A 26,681-nucleotide genomic window follows, 5' to 3' on the forward strand; every position below is an offset into this window, starting at 1 on the left:
GACTGCGTGGCGATCTTCAAGGGCCCCACTTCAAACTGCTCGTTGTGGAAAGCGTCATGTACCAAGACGAGATCCTGATCCCGGGGTTCCACCACATCGGCCACCTTGGCATCATCCGGTACGGGGCAGCGCGCCCGGGGCAGGGGTTTGACTGCCCGAATCCTCCCCGAATCCACGCTCGTGCCGAGGCGCCGGAGACGCACGACGACCTGCTCGCCGCGGCCGATCGGCCGGAAAGCCGAGGGCGGACTTCGAGGTCGTCGGGAGTCCGCCCGCTGTGGGACGGCGAGGACGCCCCCGTGCGCCGTGGGATCGTCGCACGACCTGCGGGCACGGGGGCGAAGTATTCTGGCGGGGCGGGCACCCTGGGCGCCCGGAACTGGAGGACATCAGTCGTGAGAGGGGACATATGACGGCCGCTGCCGCGACCGGATCCCGGACCGCCGAGGCCGCCCCGGCCTGCGGCGTACGGAGCCCGCTCGTCGCGGTCACGGCTCCCGGCGACACCGCAACCGAAGGCGCCGCCCGGACGGACCGGTGGCCCCGGTGACACACCATCACGACCTCCGCTCGCCCGGGGGCACCCCGGGAGCGCGCGACGGGACGGCTTTCTCCACCCTGTACGAACGCGCCCGGGCCCTGGCGGAGAGTGGCCGGCGGGCGATCCTGGGCATCGTCGGGGCGCCCGCTTCCGGAAAGTCCACGCTGGCCGCCCACCTGGCCGGCGCACTCGGCCCGGACACGGCCGTCGTGGTGCCCATGGACGGCTTCCACCTGGCCAACGCGGAACTGGAGCGGCTCGGCCGGCGGCAGCGCAAGGGCGCCCCGGACACCTTCGACGCCGCGGGGTACGCCGCCCTGCTCCGCCGGCTGCGCGAGCCGGGGGAGCAGAGCGTGTACGCCCCGCAGTTCCACCGCGATGTGGAGGAGGCCGTCGCGGGCGCCATCCCGGTCCCGGCGGAGACACCCTTGGTCATCACCGAAGGCAACTACCTGCTGCTCGACGACGGTCCCTGGACGGGCGTCAGGACACTCCTCGACGAGGTGTGGTACATCGCCATCGACGACGAGACACGGCTCGACCGGCTCGTCCGACGCCATGTGTCCTACGGCAAACCCCTTGCGGAGGCCCGCGCCTGGTCGCTCGGCAGCGATCAGCGCAACGCCGAACTCATCGCCGCCACCCTGGGGCGAGCCGACCTGGTGGTCTCCCTGCCGCTCCTCGGCCCCTCCCCGGACGGTTCCGGTCATGACCCCGTGTGACCACCGTGCCAACACGGTGAGGCTCGGTGGTCCGACCACTCGGCTGCTTCGGGCGGTCGACCACCGGCTGTTTCGAGCGGTCGACTACTCGGCCTTGCCCAGGCCGGTCCGGAAGAACTCCGACAGCTTCTCGACGGCCGGGCCGACGTAGACCTCCTTGTCGTAGAGGTCGACGTGGCCGGCGCCGTCGATCCAGTGCAACTCCTTGGGGCCACCGGCGTGCTGGAAGGCGTGGACGCTCATCCAGGAGGTGACGGCCCTGCTGCCCGCGATCAGCAGCAACGGGCGCGGGGCGATCAGGCTGACGGAGGCGAGCCCGTCGAAGAACGCGATGCGGTCGATGCTGGACCAGGTGAGGGTCTGCGCCGAGCGCGGGTGCCGGGCTCGGTCGGTGCGGTAGTAGTCGAAGCCGTCCACCGCGTGCTGACCACCCAGCGCGCGGGCCTGCTCCGCCGTGTCCGGAAACAGCGGGAAGGACTGTACGCCCTCGCCCCGGGCTTCCGCGGTGCGGGCCGTGGCGGCCGCGTCCAGCATGCCCTGGAAGACGGCCGGGTCCTGCGTGCCGTCGGGGCCGACCCGGAACTGACGGCCAATGTCGACGGCGGAGACCGCGCCGACCGCCTTGATGCGGTGGTCGGACGCCGCCGCCGTGAGGGCGTACCCGCCGGAGGCACAGATGCCCAGGGCGCCGATGCGGTCGGGGTCGACCTCCGCGCGCGTGGTCAGGAAGGAGACCGCGGCCTTGATGTCCTCGACCCGCTGCGCAGGGTCTTCCAGGCCGCGCGGCTCACCCTCGCTCTCGCCCTGGTGGGCGGCGTCGAACGTCAAGGTGACGAAGCCCTGCTCGGCCAGGCGTCGCGCGTACAGGCCGGCGGTCTGTTCCTTCACGCCGCTGCCGGGGTGGCCGACGACGACCGCCGGACGCGGACCGGCGGTCTCGCCATCCGGGACGTACAGGTGCCCGGCGAGCTCGATACCGGCACTCGGGAAGGTGACGTTGGTCATCACGGTGGTGCTCCAGTCGCACTGAGGGGGAGATCGGGCTCGCAGGGGCGGGCTCCGGCGACCGTCTTGCTCCCGGCCGCACCACCACAGTGCCGTGGGCAGCTGCGGGGTGCCAGGGAAGGAGTTGCCTATGGAGGCTGGTACCAGGCACACCACATCGGCTCCGCCCGCACACCCTCGCCCCGGAGACGTGACCCGACGGGGCACCCGCGCCGTATGGCCGTCGCGGCGAGCGGAGCGGCGGTACGTGTGGGCCCGCGTCCAGCCAGGAACCGGGGGTGAGGCCGACCGTGTGCAGGTCGATGTCGCCGGTGCCGGGGGTACGGCCCGTGGCGAACAGGACCTCGTCCGCCGCCAGACCGGACGGCTGCCGGTGGCGACGGCCACCGCGTGCCGGGCCGTGCGGGTCTGGCGGACACCGTCGTCCCTGGTGACGGTGACCCGGCGGGGGCCGTCGAGGCGGCCCTGGCCGCGGAACAGGACGGCGCCGATGGACTTTGACCCACAGGGCCTGCCCGGAGTCGTCCCAGTCGGTGACGTACCGGTTGCGCCGGGCGAGCACGTCACCCGGTGTCCAGCCGGCCCGTGACGGCCCGCCGGGCACCGTGCACGCGGCGCGCGTCGGCGACCGCGATGACCGGCCGCAGCAGCGCCTTGCTGGGGGTACAGGCCCAGTAGGAGAGCACCGCCGCCGGCTGGACCCGAGGAAGCACGGTGGTGGGGGACCCGCGCGTCGGCCACGCCCGGCTGCGACCGCCGCCGAAAGAACACTCTCCGCGACAGGACATCTCCGGACGGTTAAGTTCTCTGCTGCGTCGACGTCGCCGGCGCGGGAGGGCGCGGCATGCGTACCCCGCGCCGGGTCCCCGGCACCTTAGCCGAGGTCACCGGCGCCGACGTGGAGCGCTTCTTCGCCCCGCCCGGTGATCCTGAATTGGGGCTCGACGGGCCCAAGTGGGGCCCCGAAGCGCCCCGGTGAACCAGGCATCCGCCGTGAGACCGGGATCACCTCGGGCGGGTGCGGTCTTGGCCGGGCACGCGCCGCGCGGTACGGTCTGTGCGATATCGACGACGGTACGACGGAAGCCGGTGGGAATCCGGCACGGTCGCGCCACTGTATGCGAGGGCCCCCGGGCCGTTCGTGAGTCAGACCCGTGGCTGTCGTCCTGTGCACCACCGAGATGGGACGCGAACTCCCAGAGGAGGTCCTGCCATGGCGCAGACCGTCGCCCGGCCGACAGCCACCACTCCGGTCGTACCCGCCAAGGTGCCGCTCAAGGCGATAGCGCCCTGGGCGGTCTTCTTCGGCCTACTGATGCTGGTCCTGCTGTACTTCGTCGGCGCCGAGCAGGGCGCCACCTCCGTGTTCAGCGGCACGGACGTCCACGAATGGGTCCACGACGCCCGCCACCTGCTCGGCTTCCCCTGCCACTGACGCGAGGGGAAACCGCACACCCATGAACTCCGCAACCGTACGGAACCTTCTCGTGCGGGGCATGCTCGCCGGTCTCGCGGCCGGTGTACTCGCCCTGATCGTGGCCTACTTCCTCGGCGAGCCGAGCGTCGACAAGGCGATCGGCTTCGAGGACGCCCACGCCCACGAACACGAAATGGAGGTCGTCTCCCGCTCCCTCCAGTCCACCGCCGGGCTCGCCACCGGCGTCCTCGTCTACGGGATTGCTTTCGGCGGCATCGCGGCGCTCGCCTTCTGCGTCGCCCTCGGCCGCGTCGGGCGCCTCGGCCCCCGGGCGACCGCGCTGCTGCTGGCGAGTTGCGCGCTGCTCGCCGTGTACGTCGTGCCGTTCCTGAAGTATCCCGCCAATCCGCCGTCCGTCGGAGATCCCGGCACCATCGGCAGGCGAACCGCCCTGTACTTCCTGATGATGCTGCTCAGCGTGCTCCTCGCGATCGGTGCCACGATCCTCGGCAAGCGGCTCGCCCCGCGGCTGGGCACGTGGTACGCGACCGTCGCGGCGGTGGCCTCGTTCGCCGTCGTGATCGGCCTGGCGTACGCGTTCCTGCCGGCCGTCAACGAGCTGCCGGCGGATTTCCCGGCCGCCCTGTTGTGGCGGTTCCGGCTGTCCGCCCTGGCCGTCCAGGCCGTGCTGTGGGGCGGGTTCGGCCTGGTCTTCGGGGAAGTCGCCGAGCGGCTGCTGAACCCGAGACGCGCAAGGACCGCGGCCGGAAAGACGGTTCCCGCCGCACACTGAGCCGGCGCGAACCAGCGCACCGGATCATTACCGCGCGAGGCTTCCGTGCTGCAGGGTGAGGCGTTCGACGCCGACCCGGTGGTACGGGAGCCTCGGTGTTCTCCCGGGTTCTACGTGTGTGCGGCGAAGTCACACACACCTGGAGAGTTTTTCACGGGCCTGCTCCGCCCGCCACTCCAGCCGCTTTCCGGCCTCCAGTTGCAGGGTGGCCTCCGGCTGCCTTCCGGACGTCGCTCGCTATCCGGCGTCCGGCCGGGCAAGCGGGTGTCCCAGCCGGACATTCCAGCGTCCGGCCCGTCCGCTCAGCTCGGTCGCCGTCAGCGGGGCGACATCGAGGCGCCAGAAGGCCGTCACGGGCATGTCCAGCGCGTGGACGACGGCTGCCCGTACGATCTCCGGTTCGACCACGGCGAGCGTGCGGCCGTCCGTGCCCGCCACGGCGGTCAGCCAGCCCGCGACCCGCCCGCACAAGTCCCGTACCGATTCACCCCCGTGCGGCGCCGACTCCGGATCGGCGAGCCAGCGGCTTACCGCCTCCGGCTCGGCGGTCCCCACCTCGTCCAGCGTGCGCCCACGCCAGCGCCCCACGTCGAGACCCGCCAACTGGGTTGCCACCGCGGCGTCGAGGCCGAGCGCAGCGGCCGTCTCCCGGCAGCGCACGCTGGGCGGGACGAGGACGCGGGCGGCGGAAGGCAGTGTCCCGGCCGCCGAACGGGCCTGCGCCGCACCGCCGTTGCCGATCGAGCGGCCGTCGTCGAAGCGCGCCTGCCGCAGCGAGGCACCCATGGCGGCGGCGACGAAGAACACCCGAGTGGTCACGCGATCTCTCCTGCTCGTGCCGTCAGAGTGCACCGGGGCGACCGGATACGGCACACATGTGGCCGCGAACATAGCATCCGCACCACCATGTGGTGCCGGGCGGAGGACGGCCGCCGCCGAGCGCCCCGCCCGCTCCAGATGCAGCCCCAGGTCTTGCCTCGCAAGCTGGAAGGGGGAACCACCCGATGTCGAAAGGCGAAGAAGGTGTGTGCCATGCGCAGCCGAACCATACGAGTCCTGGGCGCGGGGGTCACCACGGCGCTGCTGGCCGGCGGAGCTGTCCTCACAGGCGTCGGTACGGCCAGTGCGGCCCGGACGTCTCCGGCGGCCGGCGAAACCGCCCGCGCGCGCTGTGGAACCGTGACCGGGCACTGGGTGACCGTTGAGTACAACGATTACAAACATCGGTTCTGGGTGACCGAGCACCAGGTCTGTTGGAAGAGGTAGCTTCCCCGGCGAGGGTCGGTCTTTCCGGAGCCCGACCCTCAACCGCGGCTGCTGCCCTCCGCCTTGCGGTGCGGACCACAGGTGGTGCAGGAACCACGGCATGCGGCGGGGGAACCGACCGCTGACTGCGTGCCGGTTCAGCGCGTGGCGAGGAGTTCGAGCGTGTCGATCACACGGTTCGAGAAACCCCACTCGTTGTCGTACCAGGCGACCACCTTGACGTGCCGGCCGTCCACCCGGGTGAGAGCCGAGTCGAAGATGGCCGAGGCCGGATTGCCGGTGATGTCGGACGACACGAGCGGGTCCTCCGAGAATTCGAGGATGCCGGCGAGCGGCCCCGACGCCGCGTCCCGGTAGGCCGCCAGCACGTCGTCGCGGGTCACCTCACGGCTGACGGTCGTGTTGAGTTCGACGATCGAACCCACCGGCACCGGCACCCGGATCGAGTCGCCCGACAGCTTGCCGTCGAGGTTCGGCAGCACGAGGCCGATGGCCTTGGCGGCGCCCGTCGTGGTCGGCACGATGTTCACTGCCGCGGCGCGGGCCCGGCGGGCATCACGGTGCGGACCGTCCTGCAGGTTCTGCTCCTGCGTGTAGGCGTGCACCGTCGTCATGAAACCGTGCTCGATGCCGGCGAGTCGATCGAGCACCGAGGCCAGCGGGGCGAGCGCGTTCGTCGTGCACGAGGCGTTCGAGACGATCGTGTGCGCGGCCGGGTCGTACGCGTCGGTGTTCACGCCGAACGCGAGCGTCACGTCGGCCCCGTCCGACGGCGCGCTCACGAGTACCTTGGCGGCGCCCGCGGTGAGATGGGCGCGGGCCGCGGCGGCCGAGGCGAAGCGGCCCGTCGCCTCCAGCACGATGTCCACCCCGAGTTCACCCCACGGCAGCTTCGCCGGTTCGCGTTCGGCGAGCACCTTGATGCGACGGCCGTCGACGACGAGGGTGTCCCCGTCGACGGTCACGGGCCGGCCGAGCCGCCCGGCCGTCGTGTCGTAGGCGAGGAGCCGCGCGAGCGTGGCGGGCTCCGTGAGGTCGTTGACCGCGACGACGTCGAGGTCGCTGTCGCGTTCCAGCAGCGCACGCAGCACATTGCGTCCGATGCGGCCGAATCCGTTGACGGCGATACGGGTCATGTGGGATTCCCTTCGTCTCCCGCTCAGCGTCGCCCGGGGCGGCCCGCGGCGACAGCGGCCGAAGTGCCACGGTCCGCAAGGATCACGCCATGGGCACCGGGCTACTCGCCCTGGGTGAAGGTGCGCCGGTATTCACTCGGCGTGGTGCCGAGAATGCGCTGGAAGTGCAGCCGGAGGTTGGTACCGGTGCCGAGACCGATGTCGGTGGCGATCTGCTCGACGCTCCGCTGCGAACGTTCGAGCAGCTCACGGGCGAGGTCGATGCGGGCGCGCAGGACCCACTGCATCGGCGTGTACCCGGTGTCCTCGACGAAACGCCGGGAGAACGTACGGGGGGACACCGCCGCGTGCCGGGCGAGCACATCGAGGGTCAGGTGCTCGTCCAGCCGGTGCAGGGCCCACTCGCGGGTGGCGGCGAACCGCTCGCCGAGCGGTTCCGGCAGGCTGCGCGGCACGTACTGGGCCTGCCCGCCGCTGCGGTAGGGGGCCGCGACCAGCCGTCTTGCCGCGTGGTTGGACGCCGCCACTCCGAGGTCGCGGCGCAGGATGTGCAGGCACAGGTCGATGCCGGAGGCGGCGCCGGCGGATGTCAGCATGTCGCCCTCGTCGACGAACAGCACGTTCTCGTCGACCTGGACGAGCGGGTGTTTCGCCGCGAGTGCCCGCGTGTAGTGCCAGTGCGTCGTGGCCCGTTTGCCGTCGAGCAGGCCCGTGGCGGCGAGCGCGAAGGCGCCCGTCGAGATGGCGGCGAGCCGCGTGCCCCGGTCGTGGGCGGCGACCAGGGCGTCCACGACGGCCCGCGGCGGATCGTCACGGTCCGGGAAGCGATAGCCGGGGACGAAGGCGATGTCGGCCCAGGCGAGCGCGTCGAGGCCGTGCGCGACGTGGTAGGACAGGCCGTCGCCGCCCCTCACGAGGCCCGGCTCGGCGCCGCACGCCCGTACCTCGTACGGCATACTCGCGCGGGTCGTGAACACCTGCGCGGGAATCCCGACGTCGAGCGGTTTCGCGCCGTCGAGCACGAGGACGGCGACGCGATGCAGACGGGAGGGCGGCACGGGGCCAGGGTACGCGGGCGGGCGGGACCGTTCCGGCACCGCGGCCGTGCGGCGCCGCGCCGGCCACTACGGACGGTGGGCGGCCAGCACGTCCTCGATCGCGCCGCGGAGGAAGACACGTGTGAGTTCCGCTCGGCGGGCGGCCCACTGCGTGGGGGCAGGAGCAGGCGCACCGTAGCGGCGCTGCCTGATGTCCCGTACCACGTCCGGCGGGGCGTTCAGGTCCGCCAGGACGTCGAGGGCCTCGGACTTGGTGATCAGCCGTCCGGTGCGCAGTGTGACGCTCGCCCGGGCCAGGGTGAGCAGGCCCAGGTCGACCCAGACGTCCCGCAGCCACCGGTCCGGATGGTCCAGGGCGGGACGCCAGAAGGCCGAGAGGTCGTCGACGACGAAGTCGGCGAGCCGGCGGTCGGTGACGGGCGGCAGCAGTCCGGCCGGCGGCGGCCCGTACAGGACCTTGCCGAACCGGAGCAGTTCGCACCGGGTCACCGCGGTGACCGGGCGGTGCATCAACTCCTCATGCGCCCAGGTGAGATGGCGCCGCGTGTGGTCGTCCCACGCGTCGGCCACGACGTAGGTGCAGTGCAGCCCGGAGGCCCGTGGGATGGCTTTTGCCAAGTCCTGGTGGAGGTCGACCAGTTGCTCCTCCTCCTGGGCCGTGCACGGCTCGGCGAGCACGGCGATCAGGTCGAGGTCACTGACCCCCGGCCGGTAGTCGCCGCCGGCCAGTGAGCCGTGTGCCCATACGGCGATCAGCGACGGCAGGGCGCGCAGGGCGCCGACGAAACGGTCGAGAAGCCGGTGGGTCACCTCATCTGTCACCAGGCCAGTGTTTCGCGCAGCCGACGGCCTGGACAAGAGCGTCACCCGCGCGTGGACACCTATGACGTACTGCTGACGTACTGCGCCAGCGAGTCGTCTCCCACCACTTCCACTTCGACGAGACCGGTCAGGCACGGCTGGACCGCAGCCCGCACCGCTACATCTGGCCGGCCGAGCTGGACCTGATGGCCCGGTTGGCCGGGTTCGAGCTGGAGGCCAGGTACGCGGACCGGTCGGGCGCCGAGTTCACCGACGAGTCCCGTTCCCATGTGTCGGTCTACCGCCTCCCGCCGCAGGGGTAATCACCGTGCGGGCCGGGGCCGCCCTCAGCGCAGATCCGTGCGCGGGGTGATGGCCCAGTGACGGGTTCGCAGGACGCGGCCCGCGAAGGTGACGTCGACCTCCGAGACGAATCGGAAGCCGACCGAGCGGCAGATGCCGTTCGACGCCGCGTTGCCGGTCGCCGGGAAGGCGTGCACGACACCCCACCGGTCCTGGTCCCGGGCCTGTTCGAGCAGGGTGCGGACGGCGCGTTTGGCCAGCCCCTGCCCCTGGAACTCCGGCAGTACCATCCACCCGATCTCGGAGACCGGTCCGCTATCGCCGTCATGGGACCAGAGCGTCACGGTTCCCGCCACCAGGTCCGGGACGTCCGGATCGGGGATGATCATCTTGAGCCATGCGAGGTCGGCCGCGGCCTGCCGGGCGTCCCGCCGCACCTTGTCCGCCATGCCTGCCCGCGGCAAGGGGCCGCCCAGGTCGGCCATCATGACGGGATCGCACCGCATCCGAATGTACGCGTCGACGTCGTCCGCCGAGACGTTGCGCAGCTGCACCGGCACCTCCCTGACTCCTCCGGCGATGGTGCCATGTCCGGCCGACACGGTCACGAGCGGCCAGGGACCGCACCACGCACGACGACCGGCGGCTTCCGTCCCGCCCGCGCCCGGCGCGGGCCCGGCACCGCGCGCTCGTCCCGCACCCGGTCAGCCTTGAACCGGGCTCGTCCCCAACCAGCCGCGTCCCGGGCCCGTGAGGTCGTGCGCGGTGGAGCGCAGGGGGTGAGGTCATGTCAGGTGGCGTGCCGCAACCGGTGGATCCGGTGCTGGGTCCGTCCCGTCTCGCGGGGGAGCCAGACCCGGGCCGTCAGCCGGTCGTCGTCCGCCGAACCCGCACGACACTGCGCCACGTACAGCCGCACCGAGTCGTGCAGGCGGTAGCGGATCTGTCCGTTCCGGCCGACCTCGCTGACGTAGGTGATCTGGCGGTTGAGCAGTTCGTCGAGGAGGTCCACGGCGAGTTGCCGGGAGGGCGCGGCACGGCCGGCCACGTCGTCGACGCCGAAGTCGCCGCGCACCGCGCCGAGCCGGCGCAGCGACGCCGCGATCGGAGCGGGTAACGCCCGGTGGCGGGCCGCCACGCTCGCCTGCAGCGACAGGTCTCCGACGCACAGGAACGGCATGCGGTCCCGCTCGTCCAGCAGGCGGTCGGCGAGGTCGCGCAGCGTCCGGTGCGGCCGCGCCGACAGCCACAGGCCGGCGATGTGCAGCGCCAGCGGCAGCCGTCCGCAGGAGCGCACGATGCTCGTCGTGGCCGACGGCTCCGCGCGGGTGCGCATGGTCCCCACCAGGTCTTCGAGCACCTGGTGGGCGTCCCGGGGGCCGAGCGCCCCGATCAGGTGCCGTACCTGCCCGGGCAGTGCGGTCAGTTCACGCCGCGCGGCGACCAGGACCGCGCTGCGGGCGTCGTCCACCAGCAGCGGCCGCACCTGTGCCTCGCTGTCCACGTTGTCGAGGACCACCAGGACCTGTCTTCGGCTGAGCGCGTCCCGGAGCTGGGCTCTCGCCTCCTCCGGGTTCTCCGCTGCGGGTACGCCGCCGAGCGAGCGCAGGATGCGGTGTACGAGCCTGTCGGGCGTGAACGGGTCGGCGGCGGCCGGATGCAGGTCGACGAAGACCTGCCCGTCCGGGAAATGGTCGCGTACGCCGTGTGCCACCTCCAGCACCAGGGAGGTCTTCCCCGCGCCGGGAGGGCCGACGACCACCGCGGGCCGTCCGTGGTCGCGGGCCTGTCGCGTGGCGAGGTGGGCCCGCAGGGAGGTGACGGTCCGGTCCCGGCCCACCAGCCGGCCGACCGGGGCCGCGGGCAGTTCCGCGGGCAGCAGCCAGGACGGTCGTTCGGGGCGGTCATCGGTCCGGGGCGCGCGCAGTAGCCGGGCCACCTCGGCGGGGGACAGACCGAGGGCCTTCGCGAGCAGGAACAGGGACTGTTTCCGGGGCCGGGCGGTGTGGCCGGTCTCCAGATTGCGGATGGCCCGCACGCTGAGACCCGACTTCTCCGCGAGGTCCTCCTGGGTGAGGCAGGCGGCCTCGCGCGCGTCGACCAGCGCCGCTGCAAGCGCGTCCACCGTGGTTGTATCGCTCACTTCACGCCCATTTCGTCGTTCGGTGCTGCCCCGGCGTCCGGACGCCGGGCGGGTGGTGAGCCCGCGCGGAGCCGCCTGGTGCTCGCCGCGGGGAGGTGCGTCGGGTCTGGGGCCGGAAGGACCGTCTCCAGAGCGAGGTCGGTGAGGGGGCGGACGAGACACCGGCGGGTTCGGGAACGGGGGGAGCCGGGGCAGTCGGAGGGGGCCGCGCGGCGGGGGCGGGGGAGGCGGCCGGTGACGCGTCCGGTCCGCCGGGCGGTCAGCCCGTCGGCGGCGTCAGCAGCACCGTGAACTTGTAGCGGGAGCCGCGGTACACCGAGCGGACCCATTCCACCGGTGTGCCGTGCGCGTCCCGGGAGTGGCGGGACAGCAGCAGCATCGGCAGGCCCACCTCGGTGGCCAGGAGCGCGGCCTCGCGAGGTGTGGCGAGCGAGGTCTCGATGACCTCCTCGGCCTCCGCCAGGCGTACTCCGTACACCTCGGCGAGAGCGGTGTACAGCGACCTGTACCTGGCCAGCGAACCGTGCAGCTCCGGGAAGCGCCGGGCGGACAGGTGGGTGGTCTCGATGGCCATGGGCTCGCCGTTCGCCAGCCGCAGCCGCTCGATGCGCAGCACGCTTTCGCCGGTGGTGATGCCGAGCAGGCCCGACAGCTTCCCGTCCGCCTCGACATGACGGATGTCCAGCACCCGTGAGGCGGGTTGCAGGCCCTGGGCATGCATGTCCTCGGTGTGTGAGGTGAGCAGGAGGGTGCGGTAGAGCTTGGGCCGGGCGACGAACGTCCCCTTGCCCTGGATGCGGTCGAGCCGGCCCTCACCGACGAGTTCCTGCAGGGCCTGCCGGACCGTGGTGCGAGAGGTGTCGAGCCGCAGGGCGAGTAATCGTTCGGCGGGCATGCGGGAGCCGGGCTTCAGCGCATCCGTGATCTCCAGCACCTGCTGCTTGATCTGGTAGTACTTCGGGACGCGCGCCGCGCGGCCGGGTGCAGCCCTGCGGAGCGGGCTGCTGCTGACGTCGGTGGTCATGGACTGCCTTCCCGGCTCGGTCGACGGACCCCGTTATAACCCCCAACCGGTCTATGGTCTAGTCCAGATGAGGAATGCGGTCCGTGTTCGCGTCCGGTGCGACTTTCTCCGCTAAATGGTGGAGTTCGACCCCCTGGTGACCTTGACGCTGCCTAAAAGTCTAGGCCAAGCTCCCTCGTGCAGGTCTACACCATTAGCGAGTCGGGTCCGCACGTGGTGGCGGCGTGCGCGGTCCGCCGTCGGGAGTGGGCCGCCCGCAGTCCCGAGGGAGGAGGCGCTGCGCGGTCCCGCCGCCGTGGTGGTGTGCCCTGTGCTGTCCGGTTGCCCATCTGACTTCTTCCCGCCCGGTTCCTGAGTCTTCTGCAATTTCTTTCCACCTCTGCAACACGCGGCTCCGCCCCGGCCCCGCCGACGGTGCCGTGAAGGGATGACGCTTCCGATGATCACTGTTGCCACCGGTAATGAGACCCTCACCCGCGATGCCCTTGCGGTGCTGCAGCCGGGGTTCGCCGGCACTGCCGCGCCGGACTGGGTGCGCCGGCAGGTCGGAGAAGGTCTGGCCTCCGTAGCCCTGTTCGGCCGCAATGTGGTCAGCGAGGAACAGGTTGCGGCCCTCACCAGCCAGTTGCGGTCGGAACGGGACGATCTGCTGGTGGCCATCGACGAGGAGAGCGGCGACGTCACCCGCCTCGACGTGCACACGGGTTCCGTGTTCCCCGGCAACCACGCGCTCGGCGCGGTCGACGACCCGGACCTCACCCGGCGCGTGGCCCGCGAACTGGGCCGTCGGCTCGCCGACTGCGGTGTCAATCTCGACTGGGCGCCGTCCGCCGACGTCAACGCCAACCCCGACAACCCGGTCATCGGCGTGCGCGCCTTCGGTGCGGACACCGGACTGGTGGCCCGGCACACCGCGGCGTACGTCCAGGGCCTGCAGTCCAGCGGAGTCGCGGCGTGCACCAAGCACTTCCCCGGGCACGGCGACACCAATGTGGACTCCCACCACGCCCTCCCGCGCATCGACGTCGACGCCAAGACGCTGCGCCGGCGCGAACTGGTGCCGTTCCGCGCCGCCATCGAGGCCGGCACGAAGGCCGTGATGAGTGCGCACATCCTGGTCCCGGCACTGGACCCGGAGCGCCCAGGGACCCTGTCGCACCGCATCCTCACCGCCTTGCTCCGCGAGGAACTGGGCTACGACGGACTGATCGTCACCGACGCCATCGAGATGCGGGCCATCTCCGACGCGTACGGCCTGGAGCGCGGGGTGGTGCTGGCGATCGGGGCGGGCGCCGACGCGATCTGCGTGGGCGGCGGCCTGTGCGACGAGGGCACCGTACTGAAGATGCGGGACGCCCTGGTGGCGGCCGTCGTCGGCGGCGAGATCCCGGAGGAACGGCTCGCCGACGCCGCCGCCAGGGTGCGCGGGCTGGCCCACTGGACCGTGCAGGCGCGGCGGACCGCGCAGGCGGAGGCGGCGCCGGACCCGGAGATCGGACTCGTCGCCGCGCGCCGCGCACTCAGTGTGCGGCGGGAGACGGCCGCGTCCGCGGTGGACGGGCCCGTGTACGTCGCCACGTTCAACCCCGAGCCGAACATCGCCGTCGGGGACGTGACCCCGTGGGGAGTCGCCGGTGAACTGGAGCGGATGCTTCCGGGCACCGTCAGCGGCTGCTTCAGCGGGGCGGACGCGGGCACTGCGGTACTGGCGGCGGCGCGGGACCTGCGGATCGTCGCGGTGGTCAGGGACGAGCACCGGCACCCGTGGATGCGCCGCGCGCTGGACGTGCTGCTCGCCGCCCGCCCGGACACCATCGTGGTGGAGATGGGCATCCCGCAGTCCGTCCCGCGCGGCGCCCTGTACATCGCGACGCACGGGGCCGCCCAGGTCTGCGGTGCGGCCGCGGCCGAGAGGATCGTCGCGGGCTGACCGCGAACCCTGACAGCGACAGGGCCCCTGCGGCGCGACCGCGCCGCAGGGGCCCTGCCGGCGTGTCCGTGGCCCGGGGGCCCGGTCGGCCTGCCCGTGCCACGTGGGTGTTCGGCGTGCCCGCGCCCCACCGCACGCGGCTTCGGACGGGCCGGCCGTGCACCGGGCGGCTGCCTCGGTTGCCGTGGCCCCCGACCACCGGCAGTTCGCAGGCACTTGGCGGCAGCTTCGGCGGGAGCGCGTTGACATCGACAAGTGGTCTAGTCCAAGTTGAGGGAACCTCAGTTCGATCATCGTGGCGATCTGGGGTTCAGCCACTCGGCCGCTGAAGAACTCGATCCCTGGAGTGATCGCATGCCGACGCCTGCCCCCTATCTGTACCGCGCCGATTCCGAGCGCCCCTACTTCAGTGCGGACGGCGAGACCTACCTCGCCCAGACACAGCTGAGACACATCGACAAGTCCCGGCCGCTGCGCGTGCTGTCCGAGGATGAGCATGCCTTCTGGCAGACCTACGGATACGTCGTCGTCCGCAACGCCATCTCGCCCGGCGCGGCGAAGGGCCTGCTCGAATTCGCCTGGGAGTTCCAGGGCCTGGACCCCGACCGGCCCGAAACCTGGTACGAGGAGCGCGAGTTCCGCTCGGACCTCGACCGCGACCTGCACGTCTACGGCTTCGTCGAGGCGTACCACCACCAGCTTCTCTGGGACAGCCGGCAGACCCAGCGCGTCTACGACGCCTTCGTGGACGTCTGGGACTGCGAGGAACTGTGGGTCACCCTCGACCGGCTCAATCTCAACCCGCCCAACCGGGGCAATCGTTCCCGCTCCCTCATCGCACCCACCGACGAGGGCTTCGACATCGAACTGCACTGGGACGTCGACACCACCCTCGGGGTGCTGCCGCAGCGCGTGCAGGGGATCATCGCCCTCAACGACACCCAGCCCGAGCTGGGCGGCTTCCAGTGTGCGCCCGAGCTGTTCCACCGGTTCGAGGAGTGGCGGGTCGCGCAGCCCGCGGACCGCGACCCGATCAGGCCCAGGACCGACCGCGCGGATTTCCCGGTCGTCCGTCCCGAACTCCAGGCCGGCGACCTGCTGATCTTCAACGGCATGCTGGCGCACGGCGTGGCACCCAACAGCTCCGACAACGGTGTCCGGGCCTGCCAGTACCTGTCGATGATGCCCGCCCTGCAGGAGCACAGGACGCTGCGGAACTCCCGCGTCGAGTCGTGGCGGACCCTGAGCACCCCGGACTGGAACGCCACCCTGCTCGGCGACGCGCGGCAGCCCGAAGCGCTCCGCTACGGCGCCGCCACCCTCGACGGCCTGGGCCGCAACCTGCTGGGCCTCGACCCCTGGAGCGGACGGGCGGGCGCCGAGTGAACCGCGCGAGCCGCCCCGACCGGATCTGCCTGGTCCTCCCCACGAACCGCGAGTGCTCCGCCACCATCGCCGCCATCGGCGAGGAGGCGGTGTACGCGGCCCGCCGCTTCGGCGTCGAGGTCCGCCTGCTGATCCTCGACTCGGCCGACACCGCCACCCGGTCCGCCCACGCCCGCGCCGTCGCGGACCTCCCGGCCGCGGCGAACGTCGTCGTGCACCACGTCGACGAGGCGGCGCAGCGGGACTTCCTGCGGAGCGTGATCCAGCGGTCCGGCGTCGCCGAGCCCGAGACCGTGCTCCGGCTCCTGCTGCCGGCCGACGTCTCCTACGGCGCCTGCACCGACCGGGCGTTCCTGATCGCCGCCGCGCTCGGCTGCCGCTCCGTGCACCGCAGGGACTCGGACAGCACCTATCAGGTCCTGGACGGCGCCACGGTCTTCCCCGTCCACCACGAACTGCTGTCGCTGGGCAGGACCGCCGCCGAAGCGTCCGAGAGCGTGACCGAGACACTCCTCGATCCGGCCCTCGCCCCGCGGACCGTCTCCATGGTCGGTTCCTCCTTCATCGGCGAACTGTCCGTCGACATCGGCGAGATCGCCCGGCTCGACAAGGGCGTCTACCACGACGTCGTGAGCCTGTGGGCCCCTGCCGACTGGCCGGACGAGAGCAAGCGGCACCTGGTCGAGGAGTCGTTCACCGGCGCCGGGTCCGCCCGGTTCACAGGAGACCACTCGACGCTCACCGTGGTCGACCCCATGCGCGTCGACATGTGCAACATCAGCTTCGACCACCAGGTGTACGAGCGCGTACCGCTGCCACCGGCGACCAGCACCATCGGCAGCGACTACTTCCTCATCCACCTGGTCCACGACGCCGCGCTGCCCGGTGTGCTGCACAACCGCACCATCGAGAACTTCTACACCCCCGAACGCCGCACCGACGCCGGGTTCGCCGCCTACCAGACGCGTTTCGTGAAGTTCCTGCTGTCCATGCTCTACTTCAACTTCGTCTACGCCAGGATGGCGGCGGCGGGCGGGACGCTGCTCGATGGTCAGGGGCACGTACGGCCCGACACGGTCATTCAGTTCCTGCGCGAGAGCACCGGCCTGGACCGCTCCGAGAACGTATGGCGGCTCGACCGCGTCGACACCTCCTACCGCAAACTGGGCGGCCGGTACGAGGCGTTCGCCGAGCAGCTGGCCACCCGGCGCGAACAACTCCTCGACGAGGCCGAACGGGACATCGACGAGTTCGCGCTGCTGACCGGGGCCTGGGCCCCGCTCGTGGCGGCGGCCGCGGACCACGGGTTCGGGAGCGCGGGCGGGTGAACACGGAGCTGCCCGCGCGACTGGCGTCCGCCCTCGCCGCCGCGACCTCGGACCGCATCGTCTTCGACCTCACCGGGATCGAGGACCAGTACGAGCAACTGGTGCGGGAACTGCCGGGTATCGCCGTGCGCTTCGCGCTCAAGGCATGCCCCGTCGAAGAGGTGCTGAGCTGCCTCGCCGGCCGCGGCGCCGGCTTCGACGCGGCCAGCCCCGCCGAGATCGCGCAGGCGCTGGGAACCGGCGTGCCCGCCGACCGGATCCACTACGGGAACACCGTGAAGTCCGACGCGGACATAGCCGAGGCGTACCGGCTCGGGGTGCGGACCTTCGCCACCGACAGCCTCCAGGACGTCGCGGCCATCGCCGCGCACGCCCCCGGATCCCGGGTCTTCTGCCGGCTCACCACCAGCGGCGAAGGAGCCCTGTGGGGCCTCGGCCGGAAGTTCGGCTGCGGCCAGGACGCCGCCGTACGGGTGCTGACCGCGGCACGGGCGGCCGGCCTGACACCGGCCGGACTGTCCGTGCACGTCGGCTCGCAGCAGATGACGGCCGACGCCTGGCGGGAGGCGTTCGACTCGCTCGCCGACGCGATGGCCGCGCTCGGCGCGGCGGGCATCGTGCTGGACCACATCAACCTCGGCGGGGGACTGCCCGCGCTCGGCTACCTCGACCGGCGGGGCCGCCCGCTCGAACCGCCCCTTGACAAGATGTTCGCCGTCATCCGCGACGGCATGGAACAGCTCAGGAACCTCAACTCCGCCCCGCTCGGCTTCGTCATCGAGCCCGGCCGCCACCTGGTGGCCGACCACGGCGCCATCCGCGCGCACGTGTACCGGCTGACCACCCGGGAGCAGCCGGGCGGCGAGACGGCGCGCTGGCTGTACCTGAGCTGCGGCAAGTTCAACGGCCTCTACGAGATGGACCAGCTCCGCTACCGGCTCGTCTTCCCCGGCCACCCCGGCGGCGACCGGGTGCCGGCAGTGATCGCGGGACCCACCTGCGACAGCGACGACGCCTACGGCACCCAGCACCAGGGGACACCGGTGCCCGCGGCCGTCACCTCGGGGGACCCCGTGTGGATCCTGTCCGCCGGCGCCTACGCCACCAGCTACACCACCCGGGGATTCAACGGATTCCGCCCGCTGCCCCACACCGGGACGCGCGACGGAGACGGCGGACACGACGGCCGCGACGTGCATGACGGCCGCGGCGGGCACGACGGGCCCGTCAGGACCGTGGAGGGGGCGCAATGACCGGCCACCCGCTGCGCATCCGTACCATCGCCGACGCCGACTGGCCGCATGTCGCCGCCCTGGAGGCGGACGCCTACGCGGGCAGTTCGCTCACCGAGGGCCGGGCCGCCCTGGAGTCCAGGGGACGGATCTCACCCGGCACCTGCTTCGTCCTCGACCTCGACGGCCGGATCGGGGGCTATGTGCTCGCCCTGCCCTACCCGATGTACCGCTACCCCGACCTGAACCGGCCGGAGGAACTGACCTTCCACACCCGCAACCTGCATCTGCACGACATCGTCGTCGCCGCGCCGCTGCGCGGCAGGGGCCTGGGGCTGGGGCTGGTGCGCCATCTCACGGACATCGCCGCCGCGCGGAGGTACGAGCGGATCTCCCTGGTCGCGATCGACGGGAGGGAGGGCTTCTGGCGGGCGCACGGCTACCGGACGCATCCCGAGGTCCAGGTCCCGCCGGGCTACGGCACGAACGCCGTCTACATGTCGACAGGGGTGCACGCGAGCCGCGCCCTCGAAGGGGAGGAAGCGGGATGACGAACGGGTTCCGCGCCGGCGCCGACGCACGCCGCGCCAAGTGGGCCATCGCCGCACTGTTCTGCATCCTCGGCTTCCAGTACGCCACCTGGGCGGCACGGCTGCCCACGCTGAAGGCCCGGCTCGGCCTGTCCGAGACGGAGCTGGGTCTGCTGCTGATGGCCTGCGGCGCGGGGGCCGCGGCCTCCTTCCCGCTCGTCGCGTACCTCATGCGGCGGCTGGGCTCGCGGCGGCTGGCCCTCGCGTCGGCCCTGCTGCTCGCGGCCGTGCTGGTGCTCCTGTCGGTGGCACCGAACTATCCGGTGGCTCTGCTGGTCATCTGCTGCGACGGCGTCGGCGTGGGGGCGCTGAACGTCGCCATGAACGCACAGGGCGCCGCACTGGAGACGAAGTTCCGGCGCACCGCCATGGCCCAGCTGCACGCCACGTTCAGCGCCGGGCTGCTCGGCGCCGCACTGCTGGCGTCCGGGGTGAACCTCGTGACCCCGGCCCTCACCGCGCACTTCGGCGCCGCCGTCGTCCTGCTGATGCTGCTGCTCGCGTACGCCCGGCCGGGACTGCTCACCGACGGGGAGCCGCAGCCGGCCGGGGCGGCGGGCGAAGACCCGGACGCGCAGGCTTCCGGGGGAACGAAGAAGCGCAGCCCGGCGCTGACCGTGCCGTCGCGCATGACGCTGTGGATGGGGTGCGCCATGGTGTTCGGCACCGTGACCGAGGGCGCCATGAACGACTGGTCCGCGCTCTACATGAAGGATGTCGCCAAGGCGTCCGGGACGCTCGCGCCGATGGGCATCGCCGTCGTCTCGGGGATGATGCTGGTGGCCCGGGTCTTCGCCGACCGCTGGCGCACCCGGTGGGGCGACGGGCGGGTCGTGCGCGTCGGCAGCGCGGTGGCCGGCATCGGGCTCGCGGTCGCCCTGCTGGCCGGCGGAGTGGTGCCCACCCTGGCCGGTTTCGCCTGCGTGGGTCTGGGCGCGGCGGCCGTCACGCCGTGCGTGTACGTCGCCGCGGCGGCGAGGGGCTCCGACGCCCTGGCGCTGGTGGCCGCGATGGGTACCACCGGACTGCTGGTCGGCCCGGCCCTGATCGGCTTCATCGCGGGCGCGGCCGGACTCGTCCCGGGCATGGCCGCGGTGGCCGTCTCGGCGCTGATCGTCTGCCTGTCGGCGACGCGGATCCGGTGGGGCTCGCTCGCCCCCGCGGCCGCGAAGTGACCGCAGGACGGGCCGGACCGCGGGCCGGTGCCCGCGGTCCGGCCGCGTCCGATTCGTTCAAGAAGTCCGTCCGGAGACCGGTTACGGTCGCTGTCATGGAGCACACCCCCAGGGAATCCCGCCACCTCTGCATCCACATCGACCGTCCCGTGGCGGACGTCTACGCCTACGCCTCGAACCCGGCCCACCTGCCCGCGTGGGCACGCGGGCTGGGCGAGTCGATCGAGGAGATCGACGGCCGGTGGGTCGCACCGTCCTCCCCGATGGGCCGTGTCGTGGTGGCCTTCGTACCCGCCAACGACCTGGGCGTCCTCGACCACGATGTCACGCTGCCCTCGGGGGAGACCGTCCACAATCCGCTCCGGGTGATCCCGGACGGCGCCGGCAGCGACGTGGTGTTCACCCTGCGCCGCCGTCCGGGCATGAGCGACGCCGAGTTCCAGCGGGACGCCGACCTGGTCATCGCCGACCTGGCCCGGCTCAAGGATCTGCTGGAGCGCCCCGGGACCGCACGCCGCACGTGACCGCGGCGGCCGGACCCGGAGGCCCCACGGCCCGGTCGTGGTCGGACGGCCGGGTGCCGTTCGACCACGACCAATGGGGCCCGGGCCCGGGCGTCCGGGCCGCAGCGGCGGGCGGCAGCGTGGTCGGCATGCAGTCGCTGGAGACGTTGTCGACGGGGCCCGCCGCGATCAGCTCGGTCGCGCTGGCGTTGCCGCTGGGCGATCCGCCGCGCAGCATGTTGGGGCACCGGCGACCACCGGCATCCCGGCGTCCGTGGCCGCGCGGGCGGCCGCCACCGCGGGTGGGGAACTCGGCGACGGCGGCGCCGGCCGCGCGCACCTGCTCACGGCCTGGATACTGGCCGTGTGATCCACCCGCTCGAAGCGTCGCGCGGCGTCCCTGCCGAGGTCCGCGCCTACCTGGCGGAACTCGTCCGGCGTACCGCTGCGGTGTGCGGACCCCGGCTGGTGAGTGTCCTCGCGGTCGGCTCCCTGGCGCTCGGCGACTACCGGCACGGGCGCAGCGACATCGACGTCACCGTGGTCGTCGACCCGGCGCTGCCGGAGCCGGCCCTGGGCGAGCTGGCGTCGGCCCTCGCCCACCCGTGCCTGCCCTGCCCGGCGGCGGGGCTTGAACTGGTGGTCTACGCGGCGGACTTCGTCGCCGGACCGGCCGACGGGGCCGGATACCTGCTGGACCTGAACACCGGCGTGCTGCTGCCCGGCAAGGCGTGCTTCGACGCCACGGGGTCCCCGTCCTTCTGGTACGTCATCGACCGCTCCGTCGCCCACCAGTGCGGGCTGAGGCTGTACGGCCGCCCGGCCCGCGAGGCGATCGCCGCGCCGCGGCCCCCGGACCTGCTCACTGCGATCCGTGCCTCCCTGCGGGAGCACAGCGACGGCGAGGGCCACCTCGCGGACAACCGGGTCCTCAACGGCTGCCGCTCGGTGGTGTTCTGCCGTACCGGCAGCTGGGCGGCCAAGCGCCGGGCGGCGCGGGAGATCGCCGCGGACGCCGAGGAGTTCCGGCCGCTCCTCGAAGCCGCGGTGCGCAGCTTCGAGGGCCCGCGGGCCTCGGCGCTGCCCCTGCCGGCCCCCGCGGTACGGGCCTTCCTCGCCTGGGCGGCGGAACGCGTCGAGGAGGCCGCGCGGGCGGCCGGGGTCTGAGGGACCCGGGTCAGCGGGGCTCCGGACCCCGGCGGTCGTCCGCCTGCGGCGGCGTGCCGTGCCGCGCCCACTCCGGCGTCCAGACGGCGGTGCCGGGATGCTGTGGCCGCCGGGCGGTCAGGTGGTCGCGCAGCGCGGCCACGGCGGGGTGCCCATTGCGGCGGTGCCAGAGCAGCGAGTGCGGGTAGACCGGCGTGGGGTGGCGCAACGGGATGCGCCGCAGGTCGTAGCCGGCCGGCCAGACCAGGGGCGTCCGCTCGCCGAGGAAGGTCACGAGCGTCGCGGACGCCGCGATCGTGTCGAGCAGAGCCTCGATGCCGAAGTCGGGTCCGGCCGTCTCGATGGTCGGGCCGAACTCGGCGGCCAGCGCGCCGTAGTAGGCGGTCCACTCCGTGCCAGGGACGTTGCCGGGCATCCAGATGCGCCGGCCCGCCAGCTGCGCGGGGGCCAGCGCGGTGGCGGTCGCGAACTCGTGTGCGGGGCCGGTGAGCAGGTGCAGCGGCTCGTCGTGGACCGGTACGGCCTCGATGTCGTCGGGCAGTGGCCGGCCCGGCATGGCGACGGCGCGGAAGGCGGCGTCGATGGCGCCCGACCGGAGCGCGGCGACGGCCGTGTCCACGTCGGAGAGAGTCATCACGTCGAGGGCGATGCCGGGATGCGCCCGGTGGAAGTCGCGCAGCAGACCCGCCGTCGACAGCCGGCGGCCGACGACGTCGACGCGCAGCGCACGCCGGCCGGGGCTGACGGCGGCGGCCGCCCGGTCCTGGGTGTGCAGGAGATCGCGGGCGTGCGGCAGGAACACCTGGCCGTCGACGGTGAGCCGGGCACCGCGGGCCGTGCGGGTGAACAGCCGCACCCCGAGTTCGTTCTCCAGCGCCGCGATGCGCTTGGAGACCGCCTGCTGGGTGAGGGACAGATCGACGGCCGCCCGCTGGAACTGCCCTGATTCCGCGACCGCGACGAAGGTGCGTACAGCGTTGAGGTCCACAGCGCCCACCCTAGTCACACAACAACAGGTTGTGACTCGCCCGTACGCGGTTGTTTGATCCGGAACCACGGGGCTCGCTTTGATGGAACCACCTCACACCTTTGTCGTGCAGGCCACCAGGCCGGTACCTCCCATCACCTCATTCAACAACCTTTGGTTGTGCAAAATCGGCGAACTCCCGGCCTGCCTCACCCGACCTCCTTCCATGCGGAGATGACTGACCCGTGCCGGACTCCTTCGTACACCTGCACAACCACACCGAGTACTCGATGCTGGACGGCGCGCAGAAGCTCCAGCCGATGTTCGCCGAGGTGAGCCGGCAGCGGATGCCCGCGATCGCCATGAGCGACCACGGAAACATGTTCGGCGCGCACGAGTTCGCGCAGGTCGCCAAGGACTTCGACGGCGTCAGGCCGGTCATCGGCATCGAGGCGTACGTGGCGCCCTCGTCCCGGTTCAACCGGAAGCAGGAGTTCTGGGGGCCCGGCGGCCGGCGCGCGGTCAGCGGCGACGGGGAGGGCTCGAAGGACGTCTCCGGCGGCGGCCGGTTCACGCACATGACCATGTGGGCCCGCACCGCGCAGGGCCTGCGCAACCTGTTCTGGCTCAGCACCCAGGCCAGCTACGAGGGCCAGTTCCCGGCCGGCAAGCCGCGCATGGACCGCGACCTGATCGCCAGTCGGCCGGAGGGCATCATCGCCGCCACCGGATGCCCCTCCGGCGAGGTACAGACCCGGCTGCGCCTCGGCCAGTACGCCGAGGCGAAGGCTGCCGCAGCGGCCTACCAGGACATCTTCGGCCGGGAGAACTACTTCCTGGAACTCATGGACCACGGCCTGGCCATCGAACGCGACGTCCGCGCGGGCCTGCTCCGGCTGGCCGCGGAGCTGGACCTTCCGCTTCTCGCCACCAACGACGCCCACTACGTCACCGAGGACCAGGCCGACGCCCACGACAACCTGCTGTGCATCGGCGTCGGCAAGAACAAGGACACCCCCGGACGGTTCCGCCTGAACGGTTCCGGCTACTACCTGAGATCGGCCGCCGAGATGCGCGAGCTGTTCGCCGAACTGCCGACGGCCTGCGACAACACCCTGCTGATCGCCGAGCGCATCGAGTCCTACGACGAGGTCTTCGACCACGTCGACGAGATGCCGCGGTTCCCCGACGTGCCGGCGGGCGAGACCCAGGAGTCCTGGTTGCGCAAGGAGGTCCACAAGGGACTGCGCCTGCGCTACGGAGACCCCGTGCCGCAGCACGTCCTCGACCGGTTCGAGACCGAGATGGCGGTCATCGGCCCGATGGGCTTCAGCTCGTACTTCCTGGTCGTGGCGGACATCTGCCGCTACGCCCGCGACAACGGGATCCCTCTCGGCCCGGGCCGCGGCTCGGCCACCGGCTCCCTCGTCGCCTACGCCACCCGCATCACCGAACTGTGCCCGCTGGAACACGGCCTGCTGTTCGAACGGTTCCTGAACCCCGAGCGGATCAACCCGCCGGACGTCGACCTCGACTTCGACGACCGCCGGCGCGACCGCATGGTCCGGTACGTCATCGACAAGTACGGCGACGGGTACACGGCCCTGGTCAACACGTTCGGCAAGATCAAGGCCAAGAACGCGATCAAGGACTCCTCGCGCATCCTGGGCTATCCGTTCTCCCACGGCGAGCGGATCACCAAAGCGCTCCCGCCCGACCAGAACGGCAAGTCCGCCCCGCTGGACGCCCTCTTCGACGCCTCCCACCCCCGGTTCGCGGAGGCCGGGGAGATCCGCCGGATGTACGACGCCGAACCCGATGTGCAGCGGGTGATCGACACCGCCCGCGGGGTGGAGGGGCTGACCCGTGGCACCGGCGTGCACGCCGCCGCGGTCATCCTGTCCAAGACGGAACTGACCGACCGGATCCCGCTCCACCTGCGTGCCTCGGACGGTGCGCGGATCACCGGGTTCGACTACCCGTCGTGCGAGGCCATGGGCCTGATCAAGATGGACTTCCTCGGGCTGCGCAACCTGGGCGTCATCGACCAGGCCATCGAGAACATCCGCGAGAACCGGGGCGTCAGCCTCGCCACCGTCGACCCGCTGGACGGCGACCCGACCACCGTCGTCATCCCGCTGGACGACGCCAGGACCTACCGGCTGCTCGCCGAGGCCAACACCCTCGGCGTCTTCCAGCTCGACGGCGGCGGCATGCGGGCCCTGCTGAAACTGATGGCACCGACCCGGTTCGAGGACATCGCCGCGGCCAACGCCCTCTACCGGCCCGGCCCCATGGCGGCCAACGCGCACACCAACTACGCGCTGCGCCAGAACGGCAGACAGGAGCCCAGCCCCATCCACCCGGAGCTGAAGGAGGCCCTGGACCCGATCCTCGGCTCCACCCACCACCTGCTGGTCTACCAGGAACAGATCATGGCCATCGCCCGGCAGCTGGCCGGCTACTCCCTGGGCGGCGCGGACATGCTGCGCCGCGCCATGGGCAAGAAGAAACCCGAGGTACTGGCCGCGGAATGGGAGAAGTTCCACGGTGGCATGCGGGGGAACGGCTTCTCCGACGAGGCGGTCAAGGCGCTGTGGGACGTGATGCTGCCGTTCTCCGGCTACGCCTTCAACAAGTCCCACACCGCCGGCTACGGACTCGTCTCCTACTGGACCGCCTACCTCAAGGCGAACTATCCGGCCGAGTACATGGCCGCCCTGCTCACCTCGGTCGGCGACGACAAGGACAAGGCCGCCGTGTATCTGGCCGACGCCCGCAGGAACGGCGTCCGCGTCCTCCAGCCCGATGTGAACGCGTCCGCCGCCGAGTTCACCGCCGTCGGCGACGATGTGCGCTTTGGCCTGCGGTCCGTGCGCAACGTCGGCGACGGCGTCATCGAGGCCGTCATCGACGCCCGCCGCCGGAAGGGGAGGTTCACCTCCTTCGCCGACTTCCTGCACAAGGCCGACCTGCCCGCGCTGCCCAAGCGGGCCGTGGAATCCCTGATCAAAGCCGGTGCCTTCGACAGCCTCGGACACTCCCGCAAGGGACTGACCGCGGTCCACGAGAACGCCATCGACGCGATCATCCCGGTGAAGAAGGCGGCGAGCCATGGGCAGGACGACCTCTTCGCCGGGCTCGGCGGCGAGGCGGGCGGCGCCCCGCCCTTCGGCCTCGACCTGCCCGTCGACGACACCGAGTGGCCCCGCCGCCAACTGCTGTCCACCGAACGCGAGATGCTCGGCCTCTACGTCTCCGCCCACCCGCTGGACGGCGCCGAGCACATCCTCGCCGCGGCGCGGGACTGCACCATCGCCGAACTGCTCGCCTCCGGCCGGGCCTCGGGGGAGGTACGGCTCGCGGGGCTCATCACCGGTATCCAGCGCAAGGTGACCAAACAGGGCAACGCCTGGGCCGTCGTACAGGTCATGGACCGGGACGCCGCCGTCGAGGTGCTGTTCTTCCCCGCCGCGTACCAACTCGTGCAGCACGCACTGGCCGAGGACCACGTCATCTCGGTCACGGGCAGGATCGAGGACCGCGACGGCACCCTGAACGTCTTCGGCAGGGAACTGGGCGTGCTGGACGTGTCCTCGGCCGAGCACGGCGGCCGGCCCCCGGTCCGCCTGGCACTGCCCGCCCACCGGATCACCGTCCGCCTGGTGAGCGAGCTGAAGCGCATCCTCACCGAGCACCCGGGCGACACCCCCGTCCACCTCAGCGTGCGCGGCGTGCGCGGGACCACGGTCTACGCACTTCAGGCCAAGGTGAACGCCGCCACCCTCGCGTCCGACGTCAAGGGCACGTTCGGCGCCGATGCCTGGACGGGGGTCGCGTGACACTGCGGGCGGGCCGGCCGGTCCGGGTCGAGCTGCGGATCTCGCGGACCCCGCCCTGTCCCCGGTGCGCGGCCCCGTTCGCCCTCGTCGCCCGTCACCCGCACGTCTGGTACAACCGCGCCGGGGCACGGGTCGACGGACTCAAGGAGACCGCGCTGTGCGGCTCCTGCGACGGGGACGGCCCGGTCGCGGGCCGACTGCTGTCGCTGCTCGCCCGGAGCGCCGGGGAGAGCGGGAGCCACCTCGACGAGGCGTTCGGCGGGCTCCTGCTGGACTGGCTCGACGCCGTGCGCGCCCGAATGCCGAGCGAGGCGGACCCCGGCGCGGAGGAGCCCCGGTAGCCCTGCTTGCC

24 protein-coding genes, 1 pseudogene and 1 riboswitch are annotated in these 26,681 nt (G+C 72.0%); of the genes and pseudogenes, 15 read left to right on the forward strand and 10 right to left on the reverse strand.

Annotation, left to right across the window (positions count from 1 at the left end; genetic code table 11):
- The first annotated feature begins 546 nt into the window (after positions 1-546).
- Positions 547-1,263, forward strand: coding sequence for a nucleoside/nucleotide kinase family protein (locus ACFYPJ_RS24780; protein WP_389021073.1), 717 nt, complete (start codon positions 547-549; stop codon positions 1,261-1,263).
- Between the two features lie 84 nt (positions 1,264-1,347).
- Here the strand turns inward: ACFYPJ_RS24780 and ACFYPJ_RS24785 are convergent, their stop codons facing one another.
- Both ACFYPJ_RS24785 and ACFYPJ_RS24790 read right to left on the reverse strand, forming a co-directional pair.
- Positions 1,348-2,268 (reverse strand): alpha/beta hydrolase, encoded by a 921-nt coding sequence (locus ACFYPJ_RS24785; protein WP_389021076.1) that lies wholly within the window; start codon positions 2,266-2,268, stop codon positions 1,348-1,350.
- 563 nt (positions 2,269-2,831) lie between these two features.
- Positions 2,832-2,981: a hypothetical protein gene (locus ACFYPJ_RS24790; RefSeq protein ID WP_389021083.1), complete on the reverse strand. Its 150-nt coding sequence runs from the start codon at positions 2,979-2,981 to the stop codon at positions 2,832-2,834.
- Positions 2,982-3,112: 131 nt separating this feature from the next.
- On the opposite strand from ACFYPJ_RS24790, the gene ACFYPJ_RS24795 reads away from it, so the two are divergent.
- From ACFYPJ_RS24795 to ACFYPJ_RS24805, 3 genes are all read left to right on the forward strand, one after another.
- Positions 3,113-3,247: a hypothetical protein gene (locus ACFYPJ_RS24795; RefSeq protein ID WP_389021086.1), complete on the forward strand. Its 135-nt coding sequence runs from the start codon at positions 3,113-3,115 to the stop codon at positions 3,245-3,247.
- A 56-nt stretch (positions 3,248-3,303) separates the two neighbouring features.
- Positions 3,304-3,445: riboswitch (cobalamin riboswitch) on the forward strand.
- 36 nt (positions 3,446-3,481) lie between these two features.
- On the forward strand, positions 3,482-3,703 hold the full coding sequence (locus tag ACFYPJ_RS24800) for a CbtB-domain containing protein (protein WP_389021089.1): 222 nt from the start codon (positions 3,482-3,484) through the stop codon (positions 3,701-3,703).
- Between the two features lie 22 nt (positions 3,704-3,725).
- Positions 3,726-4,478 carry a CbtA family protein gene (locus ACFYPJ_RS24805; protein WP_389021092.1) on the forward strand — a complete coding sequence of 251 codons (753 nt, stop codon included), beginning with the start codon at positions 3,726-3,728 and terminating at the stop codon, positions 4,476-4,478.
- A gap of 237 nt (positions 4,479-4,715) precedes the next feature.
- On the opposite strand, the gene ACFYPJ_RS24810 is transcribed toward ACFYPJ_RS24805, so the two are convergent.
- From ACFYPJ_RS24810 to ACFYPJ_RS24825, 4 genes are all read right to left on the reverse strand, one after another.
- The gene (locus ACFYPJ_RS24810; RefSeq protein ID WP_389021095.1) at positions 4,716-5,297 is read right to left on the reverse strand and encodes a histidine phosphatase family protein; all 582 of its coding nucleotides are present in this window, start codon (positions 5,295-5,297) and stop codon (positions 4,716-4,718) included.
- A 584-nt stretch (positions 5,298-5,881) separates the two neighbouring features.
- Positions 5,882-6,880, reverse strand: a complete 999-nt coding sequence (gene gap, locus ACFYPJ_RS24815; RefSeq protein WP_389021098.1) for a type I glyceraldehyde-3-phosphate dehydrogenase — start codon at positions 6,878-6,880, stop codon at positions 5,882-5,884.
- Between the two features lie 101 nt (positions 6,881-6,981).
- Positions 6,982-7,938: a GlxA family transcriptional regulator gene (locus ACFYPJ_RS24820; protein ID WP_389021100.1), complete on the reverse strand. Its 957-nt coding sequence runs from the start codon at positions 7,936-7,938 to the stop codon at positions 6,982-6,984.
- A gap of 66 nt (positions 7,939-8,004) precedes the next feature.
- Positions 8,005-8,760, reverse strand: coding sequence for a nucleotidyltransferase domain-containing protein (locus ACFYPJ_RS24825; protein ID WP_389021103.1), 756 nt, complete (start codon positions 8,758-8,760; stop codon positions 8,005-8,007).
- 68 nt (positions 8,761-8,828) lie between these two features.
- Here ACFYPJ_RS24825 and ACFYPJ_RS24830 point away from each other — a divergent pair.
- Positions 8,829-9,062: pseudogene (locus ACFYPJ_RS24830) on the forward strand (SAM-dependent methyltransferase); the annotation flags it as partial.
- Between the two features lie 24 nt (positions 9,063-9,086).
- On the opposite strand, the gene ACFYPJ_RS24835 reads toward ACFYPJ_RS24830, so the two are convergent.
- From ACFYPJ_RS24835 to ACFYPJ_RS24845, 3 genes are all read right to left on the reverse strand, one after another.
- Positions 9,087-9,596, reverse strand: coding sequence for a GNAT family N-acetyltransferase (locus ACFYPJ_RS24835; RefSeq protein ID WP_389021199.1), 510 nt, complete (start codon positions 9,594-9,596; stop codon positions 9,087-9,089).
- A 236-nt stretch (positions 9,597-9,832) separates the two neighbouring features.
- Positions 9,833-11,185, reverse strand: a complete 1,353-nt coding sequence (locus ACFYPJ_RS24840; RefSeq protein ID WP_389021106.1) for an NB-ARC domain-containing protein — start codon at positions 11,183-11,185, stop codon at positions 9,833-9,835.
- 259 nt (positions 11,186-11,444) lie between these two features.
- Positions 11,445-12,209 carry a GntR family transcriptional regulator gene (locus tag ACFYPJ_RS24845; RefSeq protein WP_389021109.1) on the reverse strand — a complete coding sequence of 255 codons (765 nt, stop codon included), beginning with the start codon at positions 12,207-12,209 and terminating at the stop codon, positions 11,445-11,447.
- 439 nt (positions 12,210-12,648) lie between these two features.
- On the opposite strand from ACFYPJ_RS24845, the gene ACFYPJ_RS24850 reads away from it, so the two are divergent.
- The 8 genes from ACFYPJ_RS24850 to ACFYPJ_RS24885 all read left to right on the forward strand — a co-directional run bounded on the left by ACFYPJ_RS24850 (position 12,649) and on the right by ACFYPJ_RS24885 (position 21,520).
- Entirely contained in the window at positions 12,649-14,139 is a 1,491-nt protein-coding gene (locus ACFYPJ_RS24850; protein WP_389021112.1) for a glycoside hydrolase family 3 protein, read from the forward strand.
- A 354-nt stretch (positions 14,140-14,493) separates the two neighbouring features.
- Positions 14,494-15,525 carry a phytanoyl-CoA dioxygenase family protein gene (locus ACFYPJ_RS24855; protein WP_389021115.1) on the forward strand — a complete coding sequence of 344 codons (1,032 nt, stop codon included), beginning with the start codon at positions 14,494-14,496 and terminating at the stop codon, positions 15,523-15,525.
- The gene (locus ACFYPJ_RS24860; protein WP_389021118.1) at positions 15,522-16,853 is read left to right on the forward strand and encodes a DUF6271 family protein; all 1,332 of its coding nucleotides are present in this window, start codon (positions 15,522-15,524) and stop codon (positions 16,851-16,853) included. Before ACFYPJ_RS24855 ends, ACFYPJ_RS24860 begins: the two co-directional genes overlap by 4 nt.
- Positions 16,850-18,106: a type III PLP-dependent enzyme gene (locus tag ACFYPJ_RS24865; protein ID WP_389021121.1), complete on the forward strand. Its 1,257-nt coding sequence runs from the start codon at positions 16,850-16,852 to the stop codon at positions 18,104-18,106. The genes ACFYPJ_RS24860 and ACFYPJ_RS24865 overlap by 4 nt, the downstream gene beginning before the upstream one ends.
- Entirely contained in the window at positions 18,103-18,636 is a 534-nt protein-coding gene (locus ACFYPJ_RS24870) for a GNAT family N-acetyltransferase (RefSeq protein ID WP_389021124.1), read from the forward strand. The genes ACFYPJ_RS24865 and ACFYPJ_RS24870 overlap by 4 nt, the downstream gene beginning before the upstream one ends.
- Positions 18,633-19,850, forward strand: coding sequence for an MFS transporter (locus tag ACFYPJ_RS24875; RefSeq protein WP_389021127.1), 1,218 nt, complete (start codon positions 18,633-18,635; stop codon positions 19,848-19,850). Before ACFYPJ_RS24870 ends, ACFYPJ_RS24875 begins: the two co-directional genes overlap by 4 nt.
- A 95-nt stretch (positions 19,851-19,945) precedes the next feature.
- A complete protein-coding gene (locus ACFYPJ_RS24880) occupies positions 19,946-20,374 on the forward strand; it encodes an SRPBCC family protein (protein ID WP_389021130.1) in 429 nt (142 codons plus the stop codon).
- Positions 20,375-20,719: 345 nt separating this feature from the next.
- The gene (locus ACFYPJ_RS24885; protein WP_389021133.1) at positions 20,720-21,520 is read left to right on the forward strand and encodes an aminoglycoside adenylyltransferase domain-containing protein; all 801 of its coding nucleotides are present in this window, start codon (positions 20,720-20,722) and stop codon (positions 21,518-21,520) included.
- Positions 21,521-21,530: 10 nt separating this feature from the next.
- On the opposite strand, the gene ACFYPJ_RS24890 is transcribed toward ACFYPJ_RS24885, so the two are convergent.
- Positions 21,531-22,508 (reverse strand): LysR family transcriptional regulator, encoded by a 978-nt coding sequence (locus ACFYPJ_RS24890; RefSeq protein ID WP_389021136.1) that lies wholly within the window; start codon positions 22,506-22,508, stop codon positions 21,531-21,533.
- A gap of 224 nt (positions 22,509-22,732) precedes the next feature.
- Here ACFYPJ_RS24890 and dnaE point away from each other — a divergent pair, with 224 nt between their 5' ends.
- Together dnaE and ACFYPJ_RS24900 are read left to right on the forward strand one after the other, a co-directional pair.
- Positions 22,733-26,329, forward strand: coding sequence for a DNA polymerase III subunit alpha (dnaE, locus tag ACFYPJ_RS24895; RefSeq protein ID WP_389021139.1), 3,597 nt, complete (start codon positions 22,733-22,735; stop codon positions 26,327-26,329).
- A complete protein-coding gene (locus ACFYPJ_RS24900) occupies positions 26,326-26,670 on the forward strand; it encodes a DUF6300 family protein (protein ID WP_389021143.1) in 345 nt (114 codons plus the stop codon). Before dnaE ends, ACFYPJ_RS24900 begins: the two co-directional genes overlap by 4 nt.
- The last annotated feature ends 11 nt before the right edge of the window (positions 26,671-26,681 follow it).

Source organism: Streptomyces sp. NPDC006012, from assembly GCF_042871185.1.
GTDB lineage: Bacteria > Actinomycetota > Actinomycetes > Streptomycetales > Streptomycetaceae > Streptomyces.